This is a genomic window from Acidianus manzaensis (assembly GCF_002116695.1).
In the GTDB taxonomy this organism is placed as follows: Archaea; Thermoproteota; Thermoprotei_A; order Sulfolobales; family Sulfolobaceae; genus Acidianus; species Acidianus manzaensis.
The window spans coordinates 1542984-1561666 of sequence record NZ_CP020477.1; the positions used below are offsets into that span (position 1 = coordinate 1542984).

Below are 18683 nucleotides of genomic sequence, written 5' to 3' on the forward strand. Positions count from 1 at the left end.
GACTAAAAATGTTTGTCACTATTTATTACTTGTGAATACCCAAAAACAGCCACAAAGATATTGCGAGTTATGTGGAATGCCAATTTCAGGTAAAGGTATAACAGTAGTGTATGAAGGTAGTGTATTGACCATCTGTAATACTTGTTATTCTAAAATTAAAAAACACGCGAAAATATACGAAGAGAAGCCTAGTCCTAAACTAAATATTCAAAAAAATATTCCATCAAATAATACACAGAAAAGTCAAGAGATAGAAATAGAAATTGTAGATGATTATTTTAAGATAATAAAGGAAGCTAGAGAAAGAATGGGTTTATCTACTAAACAACTAGCAGAAAAAATGAAAGTTTCAGAAAATATAATAAAAAGGTTTGAACAAGGAAAACTAAAGCCAACTATAGATCAAGCAAAAGCTTTAGAAAAAATTCTTTCAATAAGAATTTTAATTACTGTATCACAAGAAAACGAAAATTCTAAATCGTCAAAAAATTTTGAATTAACTCTAGGGGATATAGTGAACTTTAGAGAGGACAAAAAATGAAAGCTATACTCTTTGTATCCGAAGACTTTAAAGAAGAAGCAGAAATCTTATCTGAGACAGCAGGATATGAAATAGATGCAATATATAAATTGCCAAAAAAACCAAATCCAAAATACTATATTCAGGAAAATAGAGTAGATGAAATTTCAGGTTTAAAAAATATAGATGCAGTAATAATATTTGATTTGCTTAAGCCTAGATACTTTATTAATTTGAATAAAGTATTAAATGGAATAAAAATACTTGATAAATTATTATTATTATTAGAAATTTTTGCTTTACATGCAGGATCTAAAGAAGCTCAACTACAAATAGAACTAGCAAAATTAAAGTATGAACTACCTATAATTAAAGATGTCTATAAAAGGCATAAGATATCAGAGCAGCAAGGTCTTTTAGGTGCAGGAGTTTATGGAGTAGAATCAATTTTAAGATTATATTATAGAAAAATATCTAGAATTACAAAAGAACTTGAGCAAATGAAAAATATAAGAGAGCTTCAAGTACAAGACAGAGAAAAACAAGGTTTTCCCACACTAGCAATAACTGGATATACAAATGCAGGAAAAACATCCATTTTTAACGCTTTAACTGGATTAAAACAGAAAGTAGATTCCTCAATGTTTACGACAACTTCACCAAAGAGATATAGAATGACATTCAATAGTAAAAGCATACTATTAATAGATACAGTAGGTTTTATAAGAGGAATTCCTCCACAAATAATTGAAGCATTCTTTGTAACTTTATCAGAAATAAAATATGCTGGAATGATATTGCTTGTAGTCGATATTTCTTTAGAAGATACATTATTATTAGAAATGATAAAATCATCATTTAATATATTAAGAGAACTAGGAATTTCCGGAAAACCAATACTTATAGCAGCAAATAAAGTAGATAAACTAAAAAATAAAGAAGATATAAATAATAAGTTAGATCTAATTTACAAAGTAAGTAGTGAGATTTATTCTCCAATACTCGGCGTAATACCTACATCAGCAAAGACCATGTATAACATTGAAAATCTTAAGATAAAAATTAGTGAAGCCGTAGCTGAATACTATGATACTAAAAAAATTAATTAAGTTGATATATAAACTTTTGTCAAAAGATATAAATGTGAAAAGCAAAAGATATAGTAGTGAATAGTTTTGGCCTCCTCTGACGTAGACAACCTAATACTAAATTTAGCAAAAGATCTATTAGGTGAAGATATATCAGACTTATTACAATTCTTATTATCAAAGAAGGTAGAAATGACTGATGACGAAATAGCTAACGAGCTAGGTATAAAAGTTAACGAAATCAGAAAGAAACTTTATCTTCTTGCAGATCAAGGATTAGTAAGTTATAGAAGAAGTAGAGATAAAGATACTGGATGGTACGTATATTATTGGAAAGTAAATGTTGACCAAATAAACGAAGTGTTAATAAATAGAAAAAGAGAAATATTAGGAAAATTAAAGTCTAGGCTAGAATATGAATCTAATAACGAATTTTATATCTGTCCAGAGGATAAGAGCAAATATCCATTCGAAGAAGCCTTCGAAAACGAATTTAAATGTCCAAAATGCGGATCACAGTTAACCTATTATGACTCTCTTAAAGTTAGGAAAATTCTAGAAGAAAAAATTAATCAGCTTGAATCTGAAATAGAAGAAGAGACAAAACGTGGAGCCAAAAGTAGTTGATTTATTTAGTGGAGCAGGAGGTTTCTCACTAGGCTTTAAACTACATAATTTTAAAATAATACTATCAATTGATATAAATCACTCAGCAGCTAGAACTTATGCAACAAATTTTCCAGATACTATAGTTTTAGAAGAAGATATAAGAAACATTAATGGCGAAGACATACTCGAATTAACAAACAATGAAAAGCCAGATATATTAATAGGTAGCCCTCCTTGTGAGGGATTCACTGGAGCTAATCCAAATAGACTAAAAAATCCAGTAGATCGTCTATATCTTGATGAAAGAGGTTCATTAACACTAGAATACATAAGACTACTAGGAGAATTAAAACCTAAAATTTTTGTTATGGAGAACGTCCCAGCTATTGTAGAAACAAAAAGCTTAAGAGACGCAATACTTACTGAATTTAGTAAAGTAGGATATGATAACATTTACTTTAATTTTTTAAAAGCAGAAGATTACGGAAATCCGTCAAAAAGACTAAGAGTATTCATATCTAATATAGAAATATCTCCAACTAAACATAATGAAAAAGTTACAGTAAGTCAAGCAATAATGGATTTAGAAGACAAAATAGGTCAAATTCCTAATCATGAAATTCAAGAATTAAATGAAAAAAAGCTAAAACAGATAAGTAAACTACGATTTGGAGACTATTTAACTATGTATAAAAGCAGCAGAGGAGAAATTCCAATTTATATAAGACTCAATCCATTCGATATAGCCCCTACAGTTTTAGGTAATTCTAGATTTATACATCCATATTACGACAGATTCTTAACAGTAAGAGAGCAAGCCAGACTAATGTCATATCCAGATAATCATATATTTATTGGAAGTAGAGACGAACAATACAACCAAATAGGAGAAGCAGTTCCAGTAGCCTTATCAGCCTCTATAGCATCTTATATAAGGGGATATATTGATGGATATAATAATAGGTTTACATAATACAACAAGCTCTCAAAGACTAATAGATTTTGCAAAAGTTATATTCAATTTTGATATTAAATATTTTGTAATTACAAAAGTAAGCGGAACAGCAGCTCAAGTAGGTATACCAGAAGTAAGCAGATTAGCCTTTAAAAATAATAAATCAATAATAATTTTACCAGATCTGAAAGATGCTATTGATTTATTAAAGCCAACCCAAACATTACTAATTGGATATAATCAAGGACAAGAATTTAAATCCGATTTTATAGACAAAAATGTAAATGGTACCTACTATATCGTATTTTCTGGAATAGAAAGTGGATTTTCTAAATTAGAACAATCACTCGGTACAACTTTTAAAATTCCATACCTTAACTCTGATATAGGAGCCAACGCATTAGCCTCAATATTCTTATATTGCTATCTTCAGCAAAAAAAGGAGAAAATTTAAATAGCGTATTTTTTAATATGTATGTTGTTGGGCCCGTCGTCTAGCCTGGTTAGGACGTTGCCCTTACAAGGCAAAGGTCCTGGGTTCAAATCCCAGCGGGCCCACTGTGGGGATACACCACACCCCAAACTATTTTCTTTCATTTTAAGATATGATTCTACTATGTCATCTAAAGGACCGACGTAATGTTCCTTTCCGTCAGTACTCGACACTCTCGATAAATAGACATAATACCGTCTTTTAACTTCACGTATAATTATATCACCAAATGTATAAGTCTTCTTTTTATTAGCCGACACCCCTAAAACCCCACTCTTAATTTTACATTTCCCATTTTCATTTTTCATTACTGATGATATATAAGAAAAAATATTAGATTTTTACCATGATGTCGTCATGTAGTTAAAAATTTTACATATATAAGTTCCCTTTATCAAGATAGACTTACAATTAATTATACTGAAAAACCTAGAAATTATTTATACCTATCCGACGACACTATGGATTTTTACTGTTTCCATTATTAAGGAATCCTTCAAATTTCCTTTTTAAAGACGATAATAGAACCTTTTAACCAGAAAGATAGATTTTAAAATAAGGTCCACGTAATGCTTTTTAGGTGAAAATTTGGCAGAAACTGCTCACAAAGTTCTTGCAGAATCAGTAGGCAGTGTAGTTCTAGTGAAGTTGAAAGGCAATAAGGAAGTAAGAGGATTACTAAAGAGCTACGATCAGCACATGAACTTAGTTCTATCAGATTCAGAAGAAATACAAAGCGATGGAAGCGGTAAGAAGATAGGCACAATAGTTATAAGAGGAGATAATGTAATACTTATATCTCCAATACAGCAATAGCAAAGGTGAGATTAGATGAAAGGTACACCTTCATTTGGTAAAATGAATAAAGGGGCAACACATATAAGATGTAGAAGATGCGGAAGAAACTCATATAACCCGAGAAAGCATTATTGTGCAGCATGCGGATTTGGAAAGTCTAAGAGAATAAAAACGTACAGCTGGAAAAATAAGAAAATAAATGGGGTAAGACTAGTTTAATGAGCTCATTCGGTTGGAGTTGGCAATTAGAGTGGCAAAGTCCATGTGAATTCCATGCACATTTGATTAATAGAGTAATTGTAGATTTAAAAACTGAATTTCAAAGAATAATGGTAGTAGAATTTGCAACATACGGTAAGGCTCTAATTATTGACGGTAAAATTCAATCCAGCGTTGCAGATGAGTTCATATATCATGAAACCTTAGTACATCCTCTATTATTAAGTATAGAAAATCCTAAAAATGTTCTAATTTTAGGTGGAGGAGAAGGTGCAACTCTAAGAGAAGTTCTAAAGAACAATTTAGTTGAAAAAGCTACAATGGTTGATATTGATAAAGCAGTTATTGATTTTGCCAAGCAATACTTAACTGAATGGCACCAAGGTTCATTTGACAATAAAAGAGCAAACATAGTAATATCAGACGCAAAGAAGTTTATCGATAACACAACAGAATCTTATGACGCAATAGTTCTTGATCTTACAGATCCAATTAAAGGAAATACATCATATAAACTTTATACAAAAGAATTCTATGAAGAGATTAAACACCATTTAAATAAAGGAGGAGCTATAGTTACTCAAGCTACTTCTCCATCATTCTCATTAGACGTATTTTCGACTATAATGAATACATTAAGAAACACATTCAAACTAGTTAGCGCATCAATAGTTTATGTTCCTTCATTTGATGGATTATGGGGATTCGTATATGCATCAGATTACGTTAATCCTATAGTATTAACCAGAGATCAAATAGATAAAAAAATAAAAGAAAGAATAGTGGGAGAACTAAGATTCTATGACGGAGAGACTCATAATACAATATTTAATATTCCTAAGCACATAAGGAAAGTTATACAACAAGAAACTAGAATATCTACGGAAAATAACCCGATATATGTACCAGCTTGATTTTTAAGTATAAAATTAAAAAAGTTATATGATGCCGGGGTGCCCGAGCGGAATAAGGGGGTAGGCTCGAGATCTTTCCAGCGTTAGATGAGCGACCTACTGTCCGAAAGGACTCGCGGGTCCGAATCCCGTCCCCGGCGCATTGCGAGGGTGCCCGAGCTAGGTCAAAGGGGGTAGGTTCAGGCCCTACTGGCGAAGGCCTGCGTGGGTCCGAGTCCCACCCCTCGCATTTCCAGAGTGTATTTTGTATCTTTTTCTTTTCTGATCTAAATTGCATATACAGCTTATACTCCATAAAATTGTACACATGATGTTTGATTAACATTTAACGAAACTAGATGAGGTATTACTTTCCTTAAAAAACTTTTTAGGTATTTTTGAATTAATGAAAAAACCTTACTCCAAAAAGATAAAAGAAGCATCTTATATAAGCAATCCTGTAAAAGTCTAATCTAATCTCGATCGAGGGGAATGATCGATCTGATATCTTATAGCAGTTACGGAAAATCCCCTCAATAACCTTTTCAAAAAATAAGGAATCTTTGATCAAATTAGACTTATTTTTAAATACATACACTATAAAAAAGAATTAATCCTATTTAACTCTTAAATTAAACCATTTCAGTAGTCCAATCTAAGTTCTACTCTAATCTTATTCTTAAAACATTTAAGATCCCTTTGTTTGGATAAATTATATATAGGATAAAAAAGAAAAGATAATTGTGTCTTCAACAATATTACAAGATGAAGAATTACAAGAAGCAAACGAAGGACAAGCAGGAGAAGAAATTCTAAACTACGAATACACAAAAGGCTATATCGATAAACTCGATCTCCTATTCCAACAGTATAGTAATACAGCATGCTACAACATAATGTCATCAGCAATAGCAAACAAAATCATAACAAAAGAACAAGCACAAGAAATATCAAACCAATCAGCATGCACAATAAAAGGAGAATACGAAGCATACAACCAAAACAAATTCTGGCTATACCCAGCAATAGCAACAACAGAAGGAATAGGATCAACCACACAATCCATAATAAACATCATAAGACAAGGAATAGTAGTCAAAGAAACAGACGGAGACACATTCTACTACATAGGCGGATGCTCAAATTACTGGAGATCAGGAAACATAGTAATATTCCAAGGAGGAAAACAAATAGGAGGAGTAAAACAACACTCACCACAAATACTAGGAGGAGGAAAAATAAAAGGAGCACAACTAGACACATACTCAAGGGCAATGGAAGAAGGAACAATGGAAATATGCATAATACCACTACTACAACCAGCAAACGTTAACTGGATAAACCCAACACAATACACACTACCAAACACAAATTACCCAGAATCAATAAACCAAGTAGTACTAGGACCAAGAATAGCACACCTACTCACATACCAACCAAAAATAAACTACTACGCAATAGACTTAAAAAACACATTCTACTACATAGGTAAAGATAGGCATTATTATGTAAGTGGAGGTGTAATAAATTACTTGCATGCTACTAGTGGTACTTTTCCTTATGTTTATCCAGGATTTTATATAAATATAGAACCATTTGGTACCAACTTTAATCCGATAATATTCTTAGGAAGACTTCAAGTCCTTGCAGGCAACCCAAAACTATCACCACTATACACGAAAAGTGGGAAACTATACCCTGACTCCTATGATTATTGGCCGAGTAGCATGTTTGCTATTAATAAGGTTTCTATTGGTTGTCCTGTTTTTACTAGTTCTTGGGTTGGTGGTGATTCTTGTAGTAATTATGGTGTTTTGGGTTTGGTTTCTGGTATTTCTGAGTTTTGGCCTGAGGTTGATGGTAAGATAAGTAGTGATAGGAGTTTGTTAAATTCGATTCCTCCTGATGGTTTTGAAATTGGTTTGTATTCTTTGCAGTTGATTAAGCTTCCTTCTGATTTTTCAAGGGGTAGTATTTTGGATTTTGCTAAGGGGTTGAGGCAGGATGAGGCTGTTAGGGTTGGTTTGGAGGGTATTAGTAGGGCTAGGAGGGCTATTTCTGCTTTGGTGTCTTCTGGAATTTTGTATGGTGTTGCGTTTTCGGCTGTTTTAGCGGTTGAGGAGTGGGATAGTGAAGGGCAGATTGTTAGTGATGCTAGGCAATATGTTGATAAGTTGAATAGGGTTTATAATGAGGCTTTATCTTACGTTTCGTCTTGTATGGAGTCGTTGCCAAATATTCTTAGGAATGAAAAGGTGATGTATGTTCAGCAGGTGCAGGAGTATTTGAATGGGGTTATGGATTCTGTTAATGCGTTAGCGGATGATAGTGAGATTGTAGCATATTTGATTGGGAGTGCGATGGATTATCTTGAGTCTCAGGGAATATATTGTTAATTTTTTTTTGTAAAGTCTAGGCGGGTGTGTCAAGTGGGGTAAAAGTGTGGGGTAGGACTTGATTGTACAATTCTGCATGGGTGGGTGTTAGTTTGCTTCTTTGGTTTAGTCTGGTATTTCTGCAAATGAGCTGTTTTATTAACAAACAAAAATGTTTTTATTTAAAGTATAATAATTTTTAGTTAATTTAAACAGGAAGTTTTGATAAATTAATTTTTTATTGATTTTAAATTTTGGTAATAGTTTATGAATGGACAAATGTACTTTAGGTATCATTAGGAAGAATATTAAGTTAGATTTTTTCTTCTTTTATCTCATGTTTTTATCGAGCTTATTTCTTAGATTTTTGGATTTGATGGATATTGTTATAGTTATTACTTGGCTTATGAGTATTTGGGCACGTGTTGGTAATTTTTCTTTCTACTTACTGGTTATTATAGACTAATTTATATGATAGAATGTACTATTTGGGAATTGTTATATGAGTTCTTAACTTTGTTACTTTCTTTATCCTAATTAAGGAGTTATATTGTTATTGTAATTGAGATAAGGTCATAAAGAAGTAGATGATTATTGTATTTACTATTCCAGAATATAACTTTATGAACGTTAAACTTAGAATATAACATTAGTAACTAGAACAAAATATTTAGGAGGAAATAAAGAACCATTCTCTAAACGAATTCTTCAACTCTTTAATATAGAGATGATAAAAAATTTTTAATATAAAATGCAATATGAACTCTCCTCTTCAGAAAATATCTTAAAATTTATAACATCAACAGTAACATAATTGTATCCCGCCGCAGGGACTTGAACCCTGGACCACCCGGTATCAGCCCCTATCTACAGCCGGGCGCTCTAACCGCTGAGCTACGGCGGGGATTTGTTGTACGTTAATATCTATAGTTTTAGTCTCTATTTAAGTTTTATCCACTTAAAACGTACTATATTATTTTATCTTATCTTGTTATGTATAGCTAGAGAATTAATTCTCAAATCTGTCAAAGTGTTGAAAAGAAAAGTCAAATAGCATGGTATACTCTAAAAAAAGTATATATTATATATTAGATAGCACAGTAAATTTTTGGTCTTTCTAATTGGATTAATTATAATTAGGATCAAATAGATTAAAATTAGTGTATTTTTTATATAAGTTATTACTAATTTTCCTTATTTGGAGTATTTATCTAAATTGGGAGATTATATTTATCCGGTTATAAGAAAGATTTACAGGAATTTTAACTAGATTTTTATAAAGAATAAACTTGCTTGGTTAGATCTTGTTACTTATAGGCATTGTATATTTATCAGCTTTGTAATTTTAAATGCGGGGAGTGGGATTCGGACCCACGCAGGCCTTCGCCAGCGGATCTCTTATGCAAAGGGGGACTTAGGTAACAACTTAAGTCCGCCCCCTTTGACCATGCTCGGGCATCCCCGCATGCGCGAATATAGAATATTGTATTTCCCCTTAAATATCTTTCCCATAAATTTAATTTGGCTTTCTATGTATGCTATTGTGGGATAGTTAATGGTAGCCCATTCGAAAGGAAACAGGACAAGATCTAGAAATTTATTGAAGAAATCTCCAAGAGAAAGAGGATCAATTCCTTCGTTGAGTACGCTTATGTATGATTATAAGATAGGGGATAAAGTTGTCATTAAGATAAATCCATCGATTCATCATGGTATGCCTCATAGGAGGTATCATGGCAAGGTTGCTGAGGTTATAGGTAAGAGGGGTAAGGCTTATTTAGTTAAGCTTTATCTAGGTGATAAGGAAAAGGTATTGATAGTATCTCCAGAGCATATGAAGTTATTTAAGTGAGCCAGTTTGTCTTCTGTTACAATTATTGAAGAGCATTATATTCCATACTCAGTAGCTAAAAAATATATTTTGGAAATGATTAAGAATAATGAAAATAGTAGTGTAGTTCAGAGAACTTATGAGTATCTTAATTTGATCTCTAAATGCTCTGATGAAGATGCATTAAAAGTTATGGAAGAGTTAAAGGAAGTTGTGGAAAGGGAGGATACTAGGGCTTTACTTGCTAGTATATGTCCTGAAAGTCAGGATGATGTTAAGGCTATCCTTCAAATTGAAGGTAAGAATTATTCTGATGATGATATTACTAAGATAATTGAAGTGATTAAGAAGCATTTGCAAAAAGGTTGATATTTTTTATTAAGCTTAGTGTAATTGATTATAGTGAAATGATGATACAAAGAAAGAGACCTAGAGAAAGGTTTGTTTATGTACTAGATTATATGAAAGAAGGTAATCCTCTAGATAAACATAGGACGCATAAGAATAGGCCTATCGCTCAACTACTTGGGTATGATTATTTTATTTTAATGGAAGGAAGTGTGAATGGAGAAGATTTACAAATTGAAGATAAGATTGATTTAGATAATAATAGATCTATTCGAATTGATTTTACAATTTCTTATGAAGATTTAACGTCTGTAGCTAAGGATACTCTAGTTAGAGTGTTGAAAAAGACTATAATGGATAGGGAGCAAACATTTGTAGAATTTTTTAATAAATCTGAGTCTTTAACATTAAAATTGCATGCTCTTGAGTTGTTACCTGGAATAGGTAAGAAGACTTTACGAATTATTTTAGACGAAAGAAAGAAGAAGCCATTTGAGAGTTTTAAGGATATTGAAACTAGGGCTGGGATAAAGAATATACCAGATGTATTACTAGAGAGGATAATGATTGAAATAACAAGGAAGGATAAGTACTATCTGTTTGCATATCCTGTAGAGACTGAGTATAATAGAAAGCCTCAAGAGCAATATATTTATATAGGTTATTTGGAAAAATTAAGGCAAAAATCATGATATTATCACAAAATTTTTTAGTTGATAAATATTTTATTTCTAAATTTGTTTCGTATATTGCTAATGAAAGACCGTTAATTGAGGTAGGTTGTGGTCATGGTAATATTTCGCGGTTTATCCATCCAGACGTCTGCATTGAGATAGACGAGAGGTTTAAGGATGAATTGAAAGATTATAACTTAGTTATAGCTGATGGGCGTAAAATGCCAATATTAAGAGGTCAGATAGTTTCATCTTTGCCTTATTCTATTACTGAAGATTTTTTTAATGAAATAGTTCAAATAAACGAAATAAATAGACTGGTACTTATTTTACAAAAGGATTTTGTTGATAAGATAAAATTTTATTCTACATTTATATCTTTTATATTGAATTTTTATTTTGATATAATTTTGTATGATATAATACCTCCTTACTCATTTAGTCCTAAGCCTAAAGTATTCTCTATTATCTCTATATTTAATAGAAAGAGGAGATTTAATCCAATTGTAAATAATGCATTGAGATGTGTGAGTAATTATAGGAATAAAAAGTTAAAATCGGCAGCTAAGTTATGTGGTCTAGTATCTGGAGAAGAAAAAAGAGTGAGGGAATATAAGCCTTGTCAAGTTTTAGAACTATTGAATTCTCTGGGTATAAGCTATGCATAAATGACGAAACTTATGAGCCTGCTGAAGATACAGAACTCATATTAGATATTCTGGAAGTAAATAAGGGACAAAAAGTAGTTGAAGTAGGTTCTGGTAGCGGAATTTTAAGTATACGTGCAGCCTCTTTAGGAGGTAAGGTTATTTCTATTGATATAAATCCTTTTGCTGTTGAATCCACTTTATGTAGTATAAAGTTAAATAATGTAGAAAATGATATTAATGTAATTAACTGTAATATGTTATCATGTATAAGGGAAACAGTGTTTGATGTAGCAATTTTCAATCCTCCTTATTTGCCGTATGAAGAATATAATTCATGGATTTCATATAGTTGGTCTGGTGGTAAGTCTGGAGTTGATGTTTTAATTCGATTTTTGAAACAAGTAAAGGCAAAAAAGATTTATACAGTATATTCTAGTTTATCTGATGAAGATAAACTTTTAGACTTTATTAACAAGAATAAAATTAAAATTTCTAAGAAAGTGGAGAAAGTTTATGATTATGAAAGAATTATAGCTATTCAACTTGATGCTCAGAGTAATTTTAGTAGAGCCTGAAGGAGAATATAATGTAGGATTTATAGCTAGATTATGTAAGAATTTTTGTGTAGATGAGCTATACATTGTTAATCCTAAATGTGATTTAAAAGAGTCATTGAAGTTTTCCGCAAAAGGATATGATATATTGAATAATGCTATTATAGTTAATAATTTTGATGACGCAATAAAAGGATTAAGTATAAAAATAGCTACATCTAGTATTGCAGATTATGAAGGAGATATTTTAAGAAAATCAATAAAATCTTGGGAGATTAATGATATTATTAGCAAAGCTGATAAAGTAGGATTAATTTTTGGCAGGGAAAGTGTAGGGCTTACAAGAGAAGAAATTAGTAAATGTGATTTTCTCTTGCATATTCCAGCAAACCCAGAATATCCAGTGCTTAATTTATCTCATGCTGTAGGGATAGTATTATATGAAATATGGAAAACTAAGGGTAAAATAAGGAAAAAATATGTGAGTTATAATGAATTACTTCTTATAGATAAGTATACTAATATTCTATATAATTTGATTAAGAAGACAAATGGAGATTATTCATTATATTTAGCTATGAAGAGAGCATTATTCAAAGGTGTAGAAGACGATGAAGATGCTAAAATTATTGTGAGTTTTTTACGTAAGCTATATAATAAAATAACGCATGATGAAAAAGAATGATCTTATATACTCTTGTTTAAATGTATCATAATATGTCTAGTAAATCAAGATCTGCCAGCTCAATAAGAGATAAATGGAAGCTTAAAAAATGGTATAATATAATTTCTCCTAAATTATTTGGAGAAGTATCTTTAGGATCTACGCCAGCATTTGATGCATCAAGTACTATTGGAAGGAAAATAGAAACTACATTATATGATTTAACTGGAGATTTTAGCTTAGTATACGTTCACTTGTATTTTAAAATAAATAGAAATGAGTCAGACAAATTGTTTACAACATTTTATGGTCATGAGCTATCTAGAGATTATGTAAGATCCTTAGTTAGAAGAAAGAGTTCCAAAATTAATTCTATAGTAGAGGTTAATACTAAAGACGGATATGTGCTTAGGGTAAAAGGCTTAGCTTTAACTACATATAGAATACATAGAGATCAAAGGTCAGCCATAAGGAAAATAATGGATGATATGATAAGAAAATCAGCAGAATCGCACACATTTGATGAGTTTATACAAGAAATGATATTTGGCAAACTAGCTAGTGATATGTTTAACGAGGCAAAGAAGATAGCTCCATTAAGGAAAGTTGAGGTAGAGAAGTCTAAGGTAGTTTCGATACCTTCAGTGGAGGTAAAGAACACGGTTGAAGTCAGTAATTCTAGCAGCAGGTAAGGGCGAAAGATTAGATCCTTTAACGCAAACTAGACCTAAGGCATTTATGCCTATTTTGGGTTCTACTGTAATAGAGCGTATTATTTCTTTTCTTGAGGAATTATCAATAAAGGATATTATTGTAGTTGTATCTAAGGATCTTCCTGTTGAATATAACGAATTTATTTATAAGTTGAATAAATTTTCAAATGTAAAGATTGTAATGCAAGATACAAGATTATACGGTACTGCTGCTGCTTTATTACCTCTAAGGAGTGAAATTAACGATTCATTCTTGTTGATATATGGTGATTTATTAATAGAAAAGGAAGCGATAGAAAATATCCTAAATTCTGAATATAACTCAATTTTAGGAGTAGAAGTTAATAATCCTAAGGATTATGGTGTATTAAATATTAGAGATCAAAAATTTTTAGATAAGATCGTAGAAAAGCCAGAAAATCCTATGTCAAATTTAATAAATGGCGGTATATACAAATTGGATCAAAAAATTTTTGATTATATCGATAAAATAGGTAAATCTATAAGGGGAGAATATGAATTGCCTGATGCTTTAAATCTTATGGCTACTGAAAATAAAATTGAAGTAGTTAAATATAATAAAACTTGGATGGATATAGGTAAACCATGGGAAATAATTGATGCTAATAAAAAAATTTTAGATGTTGAAAAATCTAAAAATAATGGAGAGGTAGAAGATGGAGTTGTAATTAAAGGAAAAGTAATAATAGAAAATAATGCAAAAATATTACATGGGACTTATATTGAAGGTCCTGCTTATATAGGTTCAAATTCTCTAATAGGTCCAAATTCTTATATTAGACCTTATTCTATAATATGTGGGAATAATAGAATAGGTGCTTCGGTAGAGATAAAGGAATCTGTGATAATGGAAAATACTAAAGTTCCACATCTTAGTTATGTAGGTGATAGCGTATTGGCAGAAGATGTGAATTTAGGAGCTGGAACACTAATAGCAAATCTTAGATTTGATGAGAAGGAAGTAAAAGTTAATATAAAGGGTGAAAAAATAACTACAAAAAGAAAGAAATTTGGTGCAATAATAGGTGGTCATGTAAGAACTGGAATAAATGTAACTATATTGCCGGGAATAAAAATAGGTGCTTATGCTAGAATTTATCCTGGAGCTATTGTCAATAGAGATGTTCAAAAAGGAGAATTCTTTAAGTCTTAGCTAAAGTAGAAATTATTTTTACGACATCTCTATCTTGTAATTTATAATCTTCTCCTATTCTCATTCTTTTTCTAACATCTATAGCGTACAAGAAGCCTTTAGCTAAATCAGAGTGAATTATTGATGCTAGATCTCTTGGATTTGATCCTTTCTTTATTAGAAAGGCATCTGGTAAAACATTTCCGTTCTTATCTGTTAGTTTTTTCTCGTCCTCAACTGGATATACTACAATCATACCTAAGGCATCGAATATTGCAGAATTTATAGCTTGTTGAACGCCAGTATTGCCATAAATATCTAAAACGTTATTTTTTATGTACTCTAGCGCTTTCAAGTGTTTTTCGTTCAATTCTTTTACAATTTTGAAATTGGACTCTCCCGGTATATATTCAATGAGACCATTTTTACTAGCTTTTCGTAAAGCTAATTCTGCTTCTGCACTTGTAGGTACTACGTATTTGTATTTTTCTTTCAAATGTTCTATATTTTTCTTACTTATACTTATATCGGCTTTATTTGCTGCAATTACTATGGGTTTTGTAATTTCTCTAAGTTTTATTCCAAAGTTTCGTATATCTTCTTTTGTCCATTGCATTAGCTTCAGATTCTCTAGTTTACTTTCTTTTAATGTTTGTATTATTTGCTCTCTATTTATAGATAGACCAGAAAGTTTACCCAATAATGACTCTATAATATCCTTTCCACTAAGATCTGTAATTCTGGCAAATTTTTCCCAATCTTTTTCTACTATCGAGATAAACCATTCGTTTATTTCATCTTCTATAAATTGTATATCATCTTCTGGATTTCTACTACCAGGTGATACTTGAACTCCTTCTTCATTGGTTGATCCACTGGCATCTATAACGTGAATAAGAACATCCGCCTTTCTTAAGTCGTCTAAAAATTTATTTCCTAATCCTCTTCCTTCGTGAGCACCTGGAATAAGTCCTGCTACATCTACGAGTTTTACCGGAATAAATCTATAATCTCCTATACAAATAGAGTTTTTTGGATTGCATTTTACATGAAAATCTACATGTGCGCATAAAGATTTTACATAGGCTATGCCAATATTAGGCTCAATAGTTACAAATGGTCTATTTGCTATTTCTACATCTACGAGTGTAGCTGCAGAAAAAAATGTACTTTTACCTACGTTAGTTTTACCTATGAGTCCGATAGTTATCATAATATATTCCCTATTGTTTAAACAGTACACTTTATTAATTAGTTCTTCTACTTTGCTGATAGAAGAATAATGGCTTTGTCAATGTATGATTATATTTCACAAACATGGCAAAACAAGGAATGGAAATCTAGTATTCTAAAAAGAAGAATACTAGAGTGGAGACATGAAAATACAATAGTGAGAATAGATAAACCTACAAGATTAGATAGGGCTAGAGAATTAGGCTATAAGGCTAAGCAGGGCTTTGTTGTAGTTAGAGTAAAAGTAAGAAGAGGAGGAATGAATAAGATAAGACCAAATTCTGGAAGAAGACCAAAAAGAATGGGTATCTATGGTTATGGTCCAGGTAAGGGATATAAGTGGATTGCAGAAGAGAAAGCTAATAGAAAATATCCTAACTTAGAAGTATTAGGAAGTTATTATGTTGGTGAGGATGGAATATATAAGTATTATGAAGTAATTCTTATAGATCCTTCCCATCCAGTAATTAAAAATGATCCAGATTATAAATGGTTGCAGGATCCATCTAATAGGGGAAGAGTATTTAGAGGATTAACATCTGCAGGACGTAAAGTTAGAGGATTACATAAGAGTAGAGGTCTTAAATATACTGTATATCATAAGATTGTAAAGAAGCAAAAAGAAAGAGAACAAAAGAAGAGACATGAGGCTAATAAGTATTATAGGTTGCAGAATTATAAGATACCTGGCAAGTAAAAAATGAAAGTTAGTAGTATTTCTATTTTAGTTTTCTGTTATGAAACAGAGGATTATGATAAGATAATAAATGCTATAAACCTATTTTTTAAGGATTTCATGGATTATATTACTGTTTCAAAAAATTCGGTTGATGGTCATTATGGGGATAAGATAGTTCTAATTAAGTATGAAATAAAAGGTAAGATAGCGGAAAAATTATTTTCTTATATATTGTCGAATTTAGATAGAGCAGACTTGTTATATTTTATTTCTACTATTGACGATAGACTTGAAAAAAGTAAAATACACATGAGAATTGATAAGCAAAAATTTTTATCAGAACAAAAGCTATCGCTTAGAGATAGTGACGATATAATAAAAATTATTATTAGTTCTGTTGGTGGTACAAAAATTGTTAAAAAAGAGTTGAACGATCTTGTTAATAGAAACTTGCATACGTGATGATAGATTATCAAAGTATGTATATTTATTAGGTTATCATGATTTTATTCAAGAAGGAAATGGCGGAAAAATAAGAAGACTGACCATTTACGCTAATAGTAAGGCTGAGCTGTTACATAAGATTAATCAAATAAAATCTACTAAATATATTATCTTTTGTAAAACAAACAATGCAGAAGTTTTAAGGGAATGTATTAAAAGGGAAAAAATATCTGCTATAGTTTTAGATTCTTCGAATATAAATATATTTAGAAAAAAATCAATCTTAAATATGATAAGGACTAATAATAAAATAGTTGATGTGTGGCTTCCTTTCTCCTCATCATATGTTATAAGTAAAGTGATAATTTGGGGATATAAGTGGATTAATAATATTCTTTTTTCATCATGTGCTTCTAAATTTAATGAAATTTGGAGTCCATTATCTAAAATAAATTTTCTCGTATGTCATGGTGCAGATGAAGAATTAGCTACTTATTGGATATTAATGTCACCATTGGTGTTGATGAGTAATGCTTCAAGCAATAATTGATTTAATCCTAATAATTTGGCTTATTATCTTAACTTTTCTAGTTTTTAAACGAAGTAATATAACTAAGGTTAAAATTATAAAAAATAAACAGGATATAAGATCAAAAAGATATATAATTTTCTATTTAGTAACTGAATCTAATATAAGTGTAAATAGAAATAAACTTGAGGAAGAAATTAGGAATTCTATAAAAGAATTTATGGGTAGAATGTGGCTTGAAATAGCTAATCCTAAAGTAATACTTTATTTAGACGATAAAAAACAAGGTATAATATCTACTAATAGAGTAGGATATAAATCAGTATTAGCTTCATTACCTTTTGTAAAGAGTATAGATGGATCAGAAATATTAATAGTTCCAAAGAGGACAACAGGTAGTTTAAAAAGGGCAAAAAAACTACTTGGTATAAGATGATGAAATTTATAGATCTGTATTATGATGTGCCTGCGACGATCTGATAGATGTAACACTTTTATTAATAAGTAGGCTATTTATAATCTGTGATCAAAATTGGCTTTCGGACCAGCCGCAATGGGATATGATAGAGCAATAACGATATTTTCTCCAGATGGGTCGTTATATCAAGTAGATTATGCGTTTGAAGCAGTAAAGAAAGGATGGACTACTTTAGGTGTAAAAACAAAATCAGCAGTAGTAGTATTAGGTGAAAAAAAGAAAGCATCTCAATTGTTAGACCTAGACAATATAGAGAAAGTGTTCATGTTAGATGATCATGTAGGTTGTAGTTTTGCAGGATTAGCATCTGATGGCAGAGTACTAATAGATTATGCAAGAGACTCAGCATTACAACATAGATTAATTTATGATGAGCCCATAAGTATTGAATATCTAACAAAATTAATTTCAGATGTAAAGCAGAAATATACTCAATATGGTGGCTTAAGGCCATTTGGAGTAGCATTGATTATAGGAGGAGTAGATAAAGGAGTTACAAAATTGTTTATGACAGAACCTAGTGGACAATTTATGCCATATCAAGCAGTTGCTATTGGGCAAGGAGGTTATGCAGCAACGGAGTATCTAGAAAAGAATTATAAAGAAGATATTGATATTGAATCTACTATATTACTAGCTCTTAACGCATTAAAGTCTACATTAAAGCCAGGAGAAAAATTAGGACCAAGCAATATAGAGATAGGTTATGCTTCATCAGATGCTGGATTATTTAGGAAGCTTACTACTGAAGAAAAAGCTCAATATCTACAAAAATTGGGGTGA

At 31.0% G+C, this 18683-nt stretch carries 23 protein-coding genes, 5 tRNA genes and 1 pseudogene; 25 read left to right on the plus strand and 4 right to left on the minus strand.

The features are described from left to right. The first annotated feature begins 76 nt into the window (after positions 1–76). The 6 genes from B6F84_RS07495 to B6F84_RS07520 all read left to right on the plus strand — a co-directional run bounded on the left by B6F84_RS07495 (position 77) and on the right by B6F84_RS07520 (position 3730). The gene (locus B6F84_RS07495) at positions 77–541 is read left to right on the plus strand and encodes a multiprotein bridging factor aMBF1 (protein WP_148692866.1); all 465 of its coding nucleotides are present in this window, start codon (positions 77–79) and stop codon (positions 539–541) included. Continuing rightward, a complete protein-coding gene (gene hflX, locus B6F84_RS07500) occupies positions 538–1629 on the plus strand; it encodes a GTPase HflX (protein WP_148691672.1) in 1092 nt (363 codons plus the stop codon). The genes B6F84_RS07495 and hflX overlap by 4 nt, the downstream gene beginning before the upstream one ends. 93 nt (positions 1630–1722) lie before the next feature. Then, entirely contained in the window at positions 1723–2235 is a 513-nt protein-coding gene (gene tfe, locus B6F84_RS07505; protein WP_148692867.1) for a transcription factor E, read from the plus strand. Next, positions 2216–3190 (plus strand): DNA cytosine methyltransferase, encoded by a 975-nt coding sequence (locus tag B6F84_RS07510; RefSeq protein WP_148691673.1) that lies wholly within the window; start codon positions 2216–2218, stop codon positions 3188–3190. The genes tfe and B6F84_RS07510 overlap by 20 nt, the downstream gene beginning before the upstream one ends. Then, a complete protein-coding gene (locus B6F84_RS07515; RefSeq protein WP_148691674.1) occupies positions 3162–3626 on the plus strand; it encodes a RecB-family nuclease in 465 nt (154 codons plus the stop codon). Before B6F84_RS07510 ends, B6F84_RS07515 begins: the two co-directional genes overlap by 29 nt. A gap of 29 nt (positions 3627–3655) precedes the next feature. Beyond that, positions 3656–3730 (plus strand) — tRNA-Val (locus B6F84_RS07520). A gap of 27 nt (positions 3731–3757) precedes the next feature. Here the strand turns inward: B6F84_RS07520 and B6F84_RS07525 are convergent. Beyond that, positions 3758–3973: pseudogene (locus tag B6F84_RS07525) on the minus strand (putative integrase); the annotation flags it as partial. Positions 3974–4253: 280 nt separating this feature from the next. Between B6F84_RS07525 and B6F84_RS07530 the strand changes: the two are divergent. The 6 genes from B6F84_RS07530 to B6F84_RS07555 all read left to right on the plus strand — a co-directional run bounded on the left by B6F84_RS07530 (position 4254) and on the right by B6F84_RS07555 (position 7971). Then, complete coding sequence (locus B6F84_RS07530; RefSeq protein ID WP_148691675.1) at positions 4254–4481, plus strand: LSM domain-containing protein; 228 nt, start codon at positions 4254–4256, stop codon at positions 4479–4481. A 15-nt stretch (positions 4482–4496) separates the two neighbouring features. Then, the gene (locus B6F84_RS07535; protein WP_148691676.1) at positions 4497–4682 is read left to right on the plus strand and encodes a 50S ribosomal protein L37e; all 186 of its coding nucleotides are present in this window, start codon (positions 4497–4499) and stop codon (positions 4680–4682) included. Further along, positions 4682–5596 (plus strand): polyamine aminopropyltransferase, encoded by a 915-nt coding sequence (gene speE / locus B6F84_RS07540; protein WP_148691677.1) that lies wholly within the window; start codon positions 4682–4684, stop codon positions 5594–5596. Before B6F84_RS07535 ends, speE begins: the two co-directional genes overlap by 1 nt. A 33-nt stretch (positions 5597–5629) precedes the next feature. Next, a tRNA-Ser gene (locus B6F84_RS07545) sits at positions 5630–5736 on the plus strand. A gap of 4 nt (positions 5737–5740) precedes the next feature. After that, positions 5741–5825: transfer RNA gene (locus B6F84_RS07550), tRNA-Leu, on the plus strand. 493 nt (positions 5826–6318) lie between these two features. Then, the gene (locus tag B6F84_RS07555) at positions 6319–7971 is read left to right on the plus strand and encodes a hypothetical protein (RefSeq protein WP_148691678.1); all 1653 of its coding nucleotides are present in this window, start codon (positions 6319–6321) and stop codon (positions 7969–7971) included. 798 nt (positions 7972–8769) lie between these two features. Here B6F84_RS07555 and B6F84_RS07560 read toward each other — a convergent pair. Together B6F84_RS07560 and B6F84_RS07565 are read right to left on the minus strand one after the other, a co-directional pair. Continuing rightward, a tRNA-Tyr gene (locus tag B6F84_RS07560) sits at positions 8770–8854 on the minus strand. Between the two features lie 446 nt (positions 8855–9300). Next, positions 9301–9415: transfer RNA gene (locus tag B6F84_RS07565), tRNA-Leu, on the minus strand. Positions 9416–9505: 90 nt separating this feature from the next. Here B6F84_RS07565 and B6F84_RS07570 point away from each other — a divergent pair. Genes B6F84_RS07570 through spn form a run of 8 tightly spaced genes read left to right on the plus strand, consistent with a single transcriptional unit; the run spans position 9506 to position 14558 of the window. Further along, a complete protein-coding gene (locus B6F84_RS07570; protein ID WP_148691679.1) occupies positions 9506–9802 on the plus strand; it encodes a 50S ribosomal protein L21e in 297 nt (98 codons plus the stop codon). Positions 9803–9808: 6 nt separating this feature from the next. After that, entirely contained in the window at positions 9809–10150 is a 342-nt protein-coding gene (locus tag B6F84_RS07575) for an RNA polymerase Rpb4 family protein (RefSeq protein WP_148691680.1), read from the plus strand. A 44-nt stretch (positions 10151–10194) separates the two neighbouring features. Further along, positions 10195–10821: a DUF655 domain-containing protein gene (locus B6F84_RS07580; RefSeq protein WP_148692868.1), complete on the plus strand. Its 627-nt coding sequence runs from the start codon at positions 10195–10197 to the stop codon at positions 10819–10821. After that, on the plus strand, positions 10818–11471 hold the full coding sequence (locus B6F84_RS07585) for a 16S ribosomal RNA methyltransferase A (RefSeq protein WP_148691681.1): 654 nt from the start codon (positions 10818–10820) through the stop codon (positions 11469–11471). Before B6F84_RS07580 ends, B6F84_RS07585 begins: the two co-directional genes overlap by 4 nt. After that, positions 11423–12028, plus strand: coding sequence for a HemK2/MTQ2 family protein methyltransferase (locus B6F84_RS07590; RefSeq protein WP_148691682.1), 606 nt, complete (start codon positions 11423–11425; stop codon positions 12026–12028). Before B6F84_RS07585 ends, B6F84_RS07590 begins: the two co-directional genes overlap by 49 nt. Beyond that, positions 12000–12692, plus strand: coding sequence for a tRNA (cytidine-2'-O-)-methyltransferase TrmJ (gene trmJ / locus B6F84_RS07595; protein WP_148691683.1), 693 nt, complete (start codon positions 12000–12002; stop codon positions 12690–12692). Before B6F84_RS07590 ends, trmJ begins: the two co-directional genes overlap by 29 nt. Positions 12693–12724: 32 nt before the next feature. Further along, a complete protein-coding gene (locus tag B6F84_RS07600) occupies positions 12725–13363 on the plus strand; it encodes a 30S ribosomal protein S3ae (RefSeq protein WP_148691684.1) in 639 nt (212 codons plus the stop codon). Continuing rightward, positions 13335–14558 carry a bifunctional sugar-1-phosphate nucleotidylyltransferase/acetyltransferase gene (gene spn, locus B6F84_RS07605; RefSeq protein ID WP_148691685.1) on the plus strand — a complete coding sequence of 408 codons (1224 nt, stop codon included), beginning with the start codon at positions 13335–13337 and terminating at the stop codon, positions 14556–14558. Before B6F84_RS07600 ends, spn begins: the two co-directional genes overlap by 29 nt. Here spn and B6F84_RS07610 read toward each other — a convergent pair. Beyond that, on the minus strand, positions 14548–15750 hold the full coding sequence (locus B6F84_RS07610; protein WP_148691686.1) for a redox-regulated ATPase YchF: 1203 nt from the start codon (positions 15748–15750) through the stop codon (positions 14548–14550). The two genes, spn and B6F84_RS07610, sit on opposite strands and share 11 nt — an antisense overlap. A 69-nt stretch (positions 15751–15819) precedes the next feature. Between B6F84_RS07610 and B6F84_RS07615 the strand changes: the two genes are divergently transcribed. From B6F84_RS07615 to psmA, 5 genes are all read left to right on the plus strand, one after another. Beyond that, complete coding sequence (locus tag B6F84_RS07615) at positions 15820–16467, plus strand: 50S ribosomal protein L15e (RefSeq protein ID WP_148691687.1); 648 nt, start codon at positions 15820–15822, stop codon at positions 16465–16467. Between the two features lie 3 nt (positions 16468–16470). After that, positions 16471–16911 (plus strand): RNA-binding domain-containing protein, encoded by a 441-nt coding sequence (locus tag B6F84_RS07620; RefSeq protein ID WP_148691688.1) that lies wholly within the window; start codon positions 16471–16473, stop codon positions 16909–16911. Further along, positions 16886–17443, plus strand: a complete 558-nt coding sequence (locus B6F84_RS07625) for an RNase P p30-like protein (RefSeq protein ID WP_148691689.1) — start codon at positions 16886–16888, stop codon at positions 17441–17443. Before B6F84_RS07620 ends, B6F84_RS07625 begins: the two co-directional genes overlap by 26 nt. Then, positions 17424–17858, plus strand: coding sequence for an Rpp14/Pop5 family protein (locus B6F84_RS07630; protein ID WP_148691690.1), 435 nt, complete (start codon positions 17424–17426; stop codon positions 17856–17858). Before B6F84_RS07625 ends, B6F84_RS07630 begins: the two co-directional genes overlap by 20 nt. A 96-nt stretch (positions 17859–17954) precedes the next feature. Beyond that, on the plus strand, positions 17955–18683 hold the full coding sequence (gene psmA / locus B6F84_RS07635) for an archaeal proteasome endopeptidase complex subunit alpha (protein ID WP_148691691.1): 729 nt from the start codon (positions 17955–17957) through the stop codon (positions 18681–18683).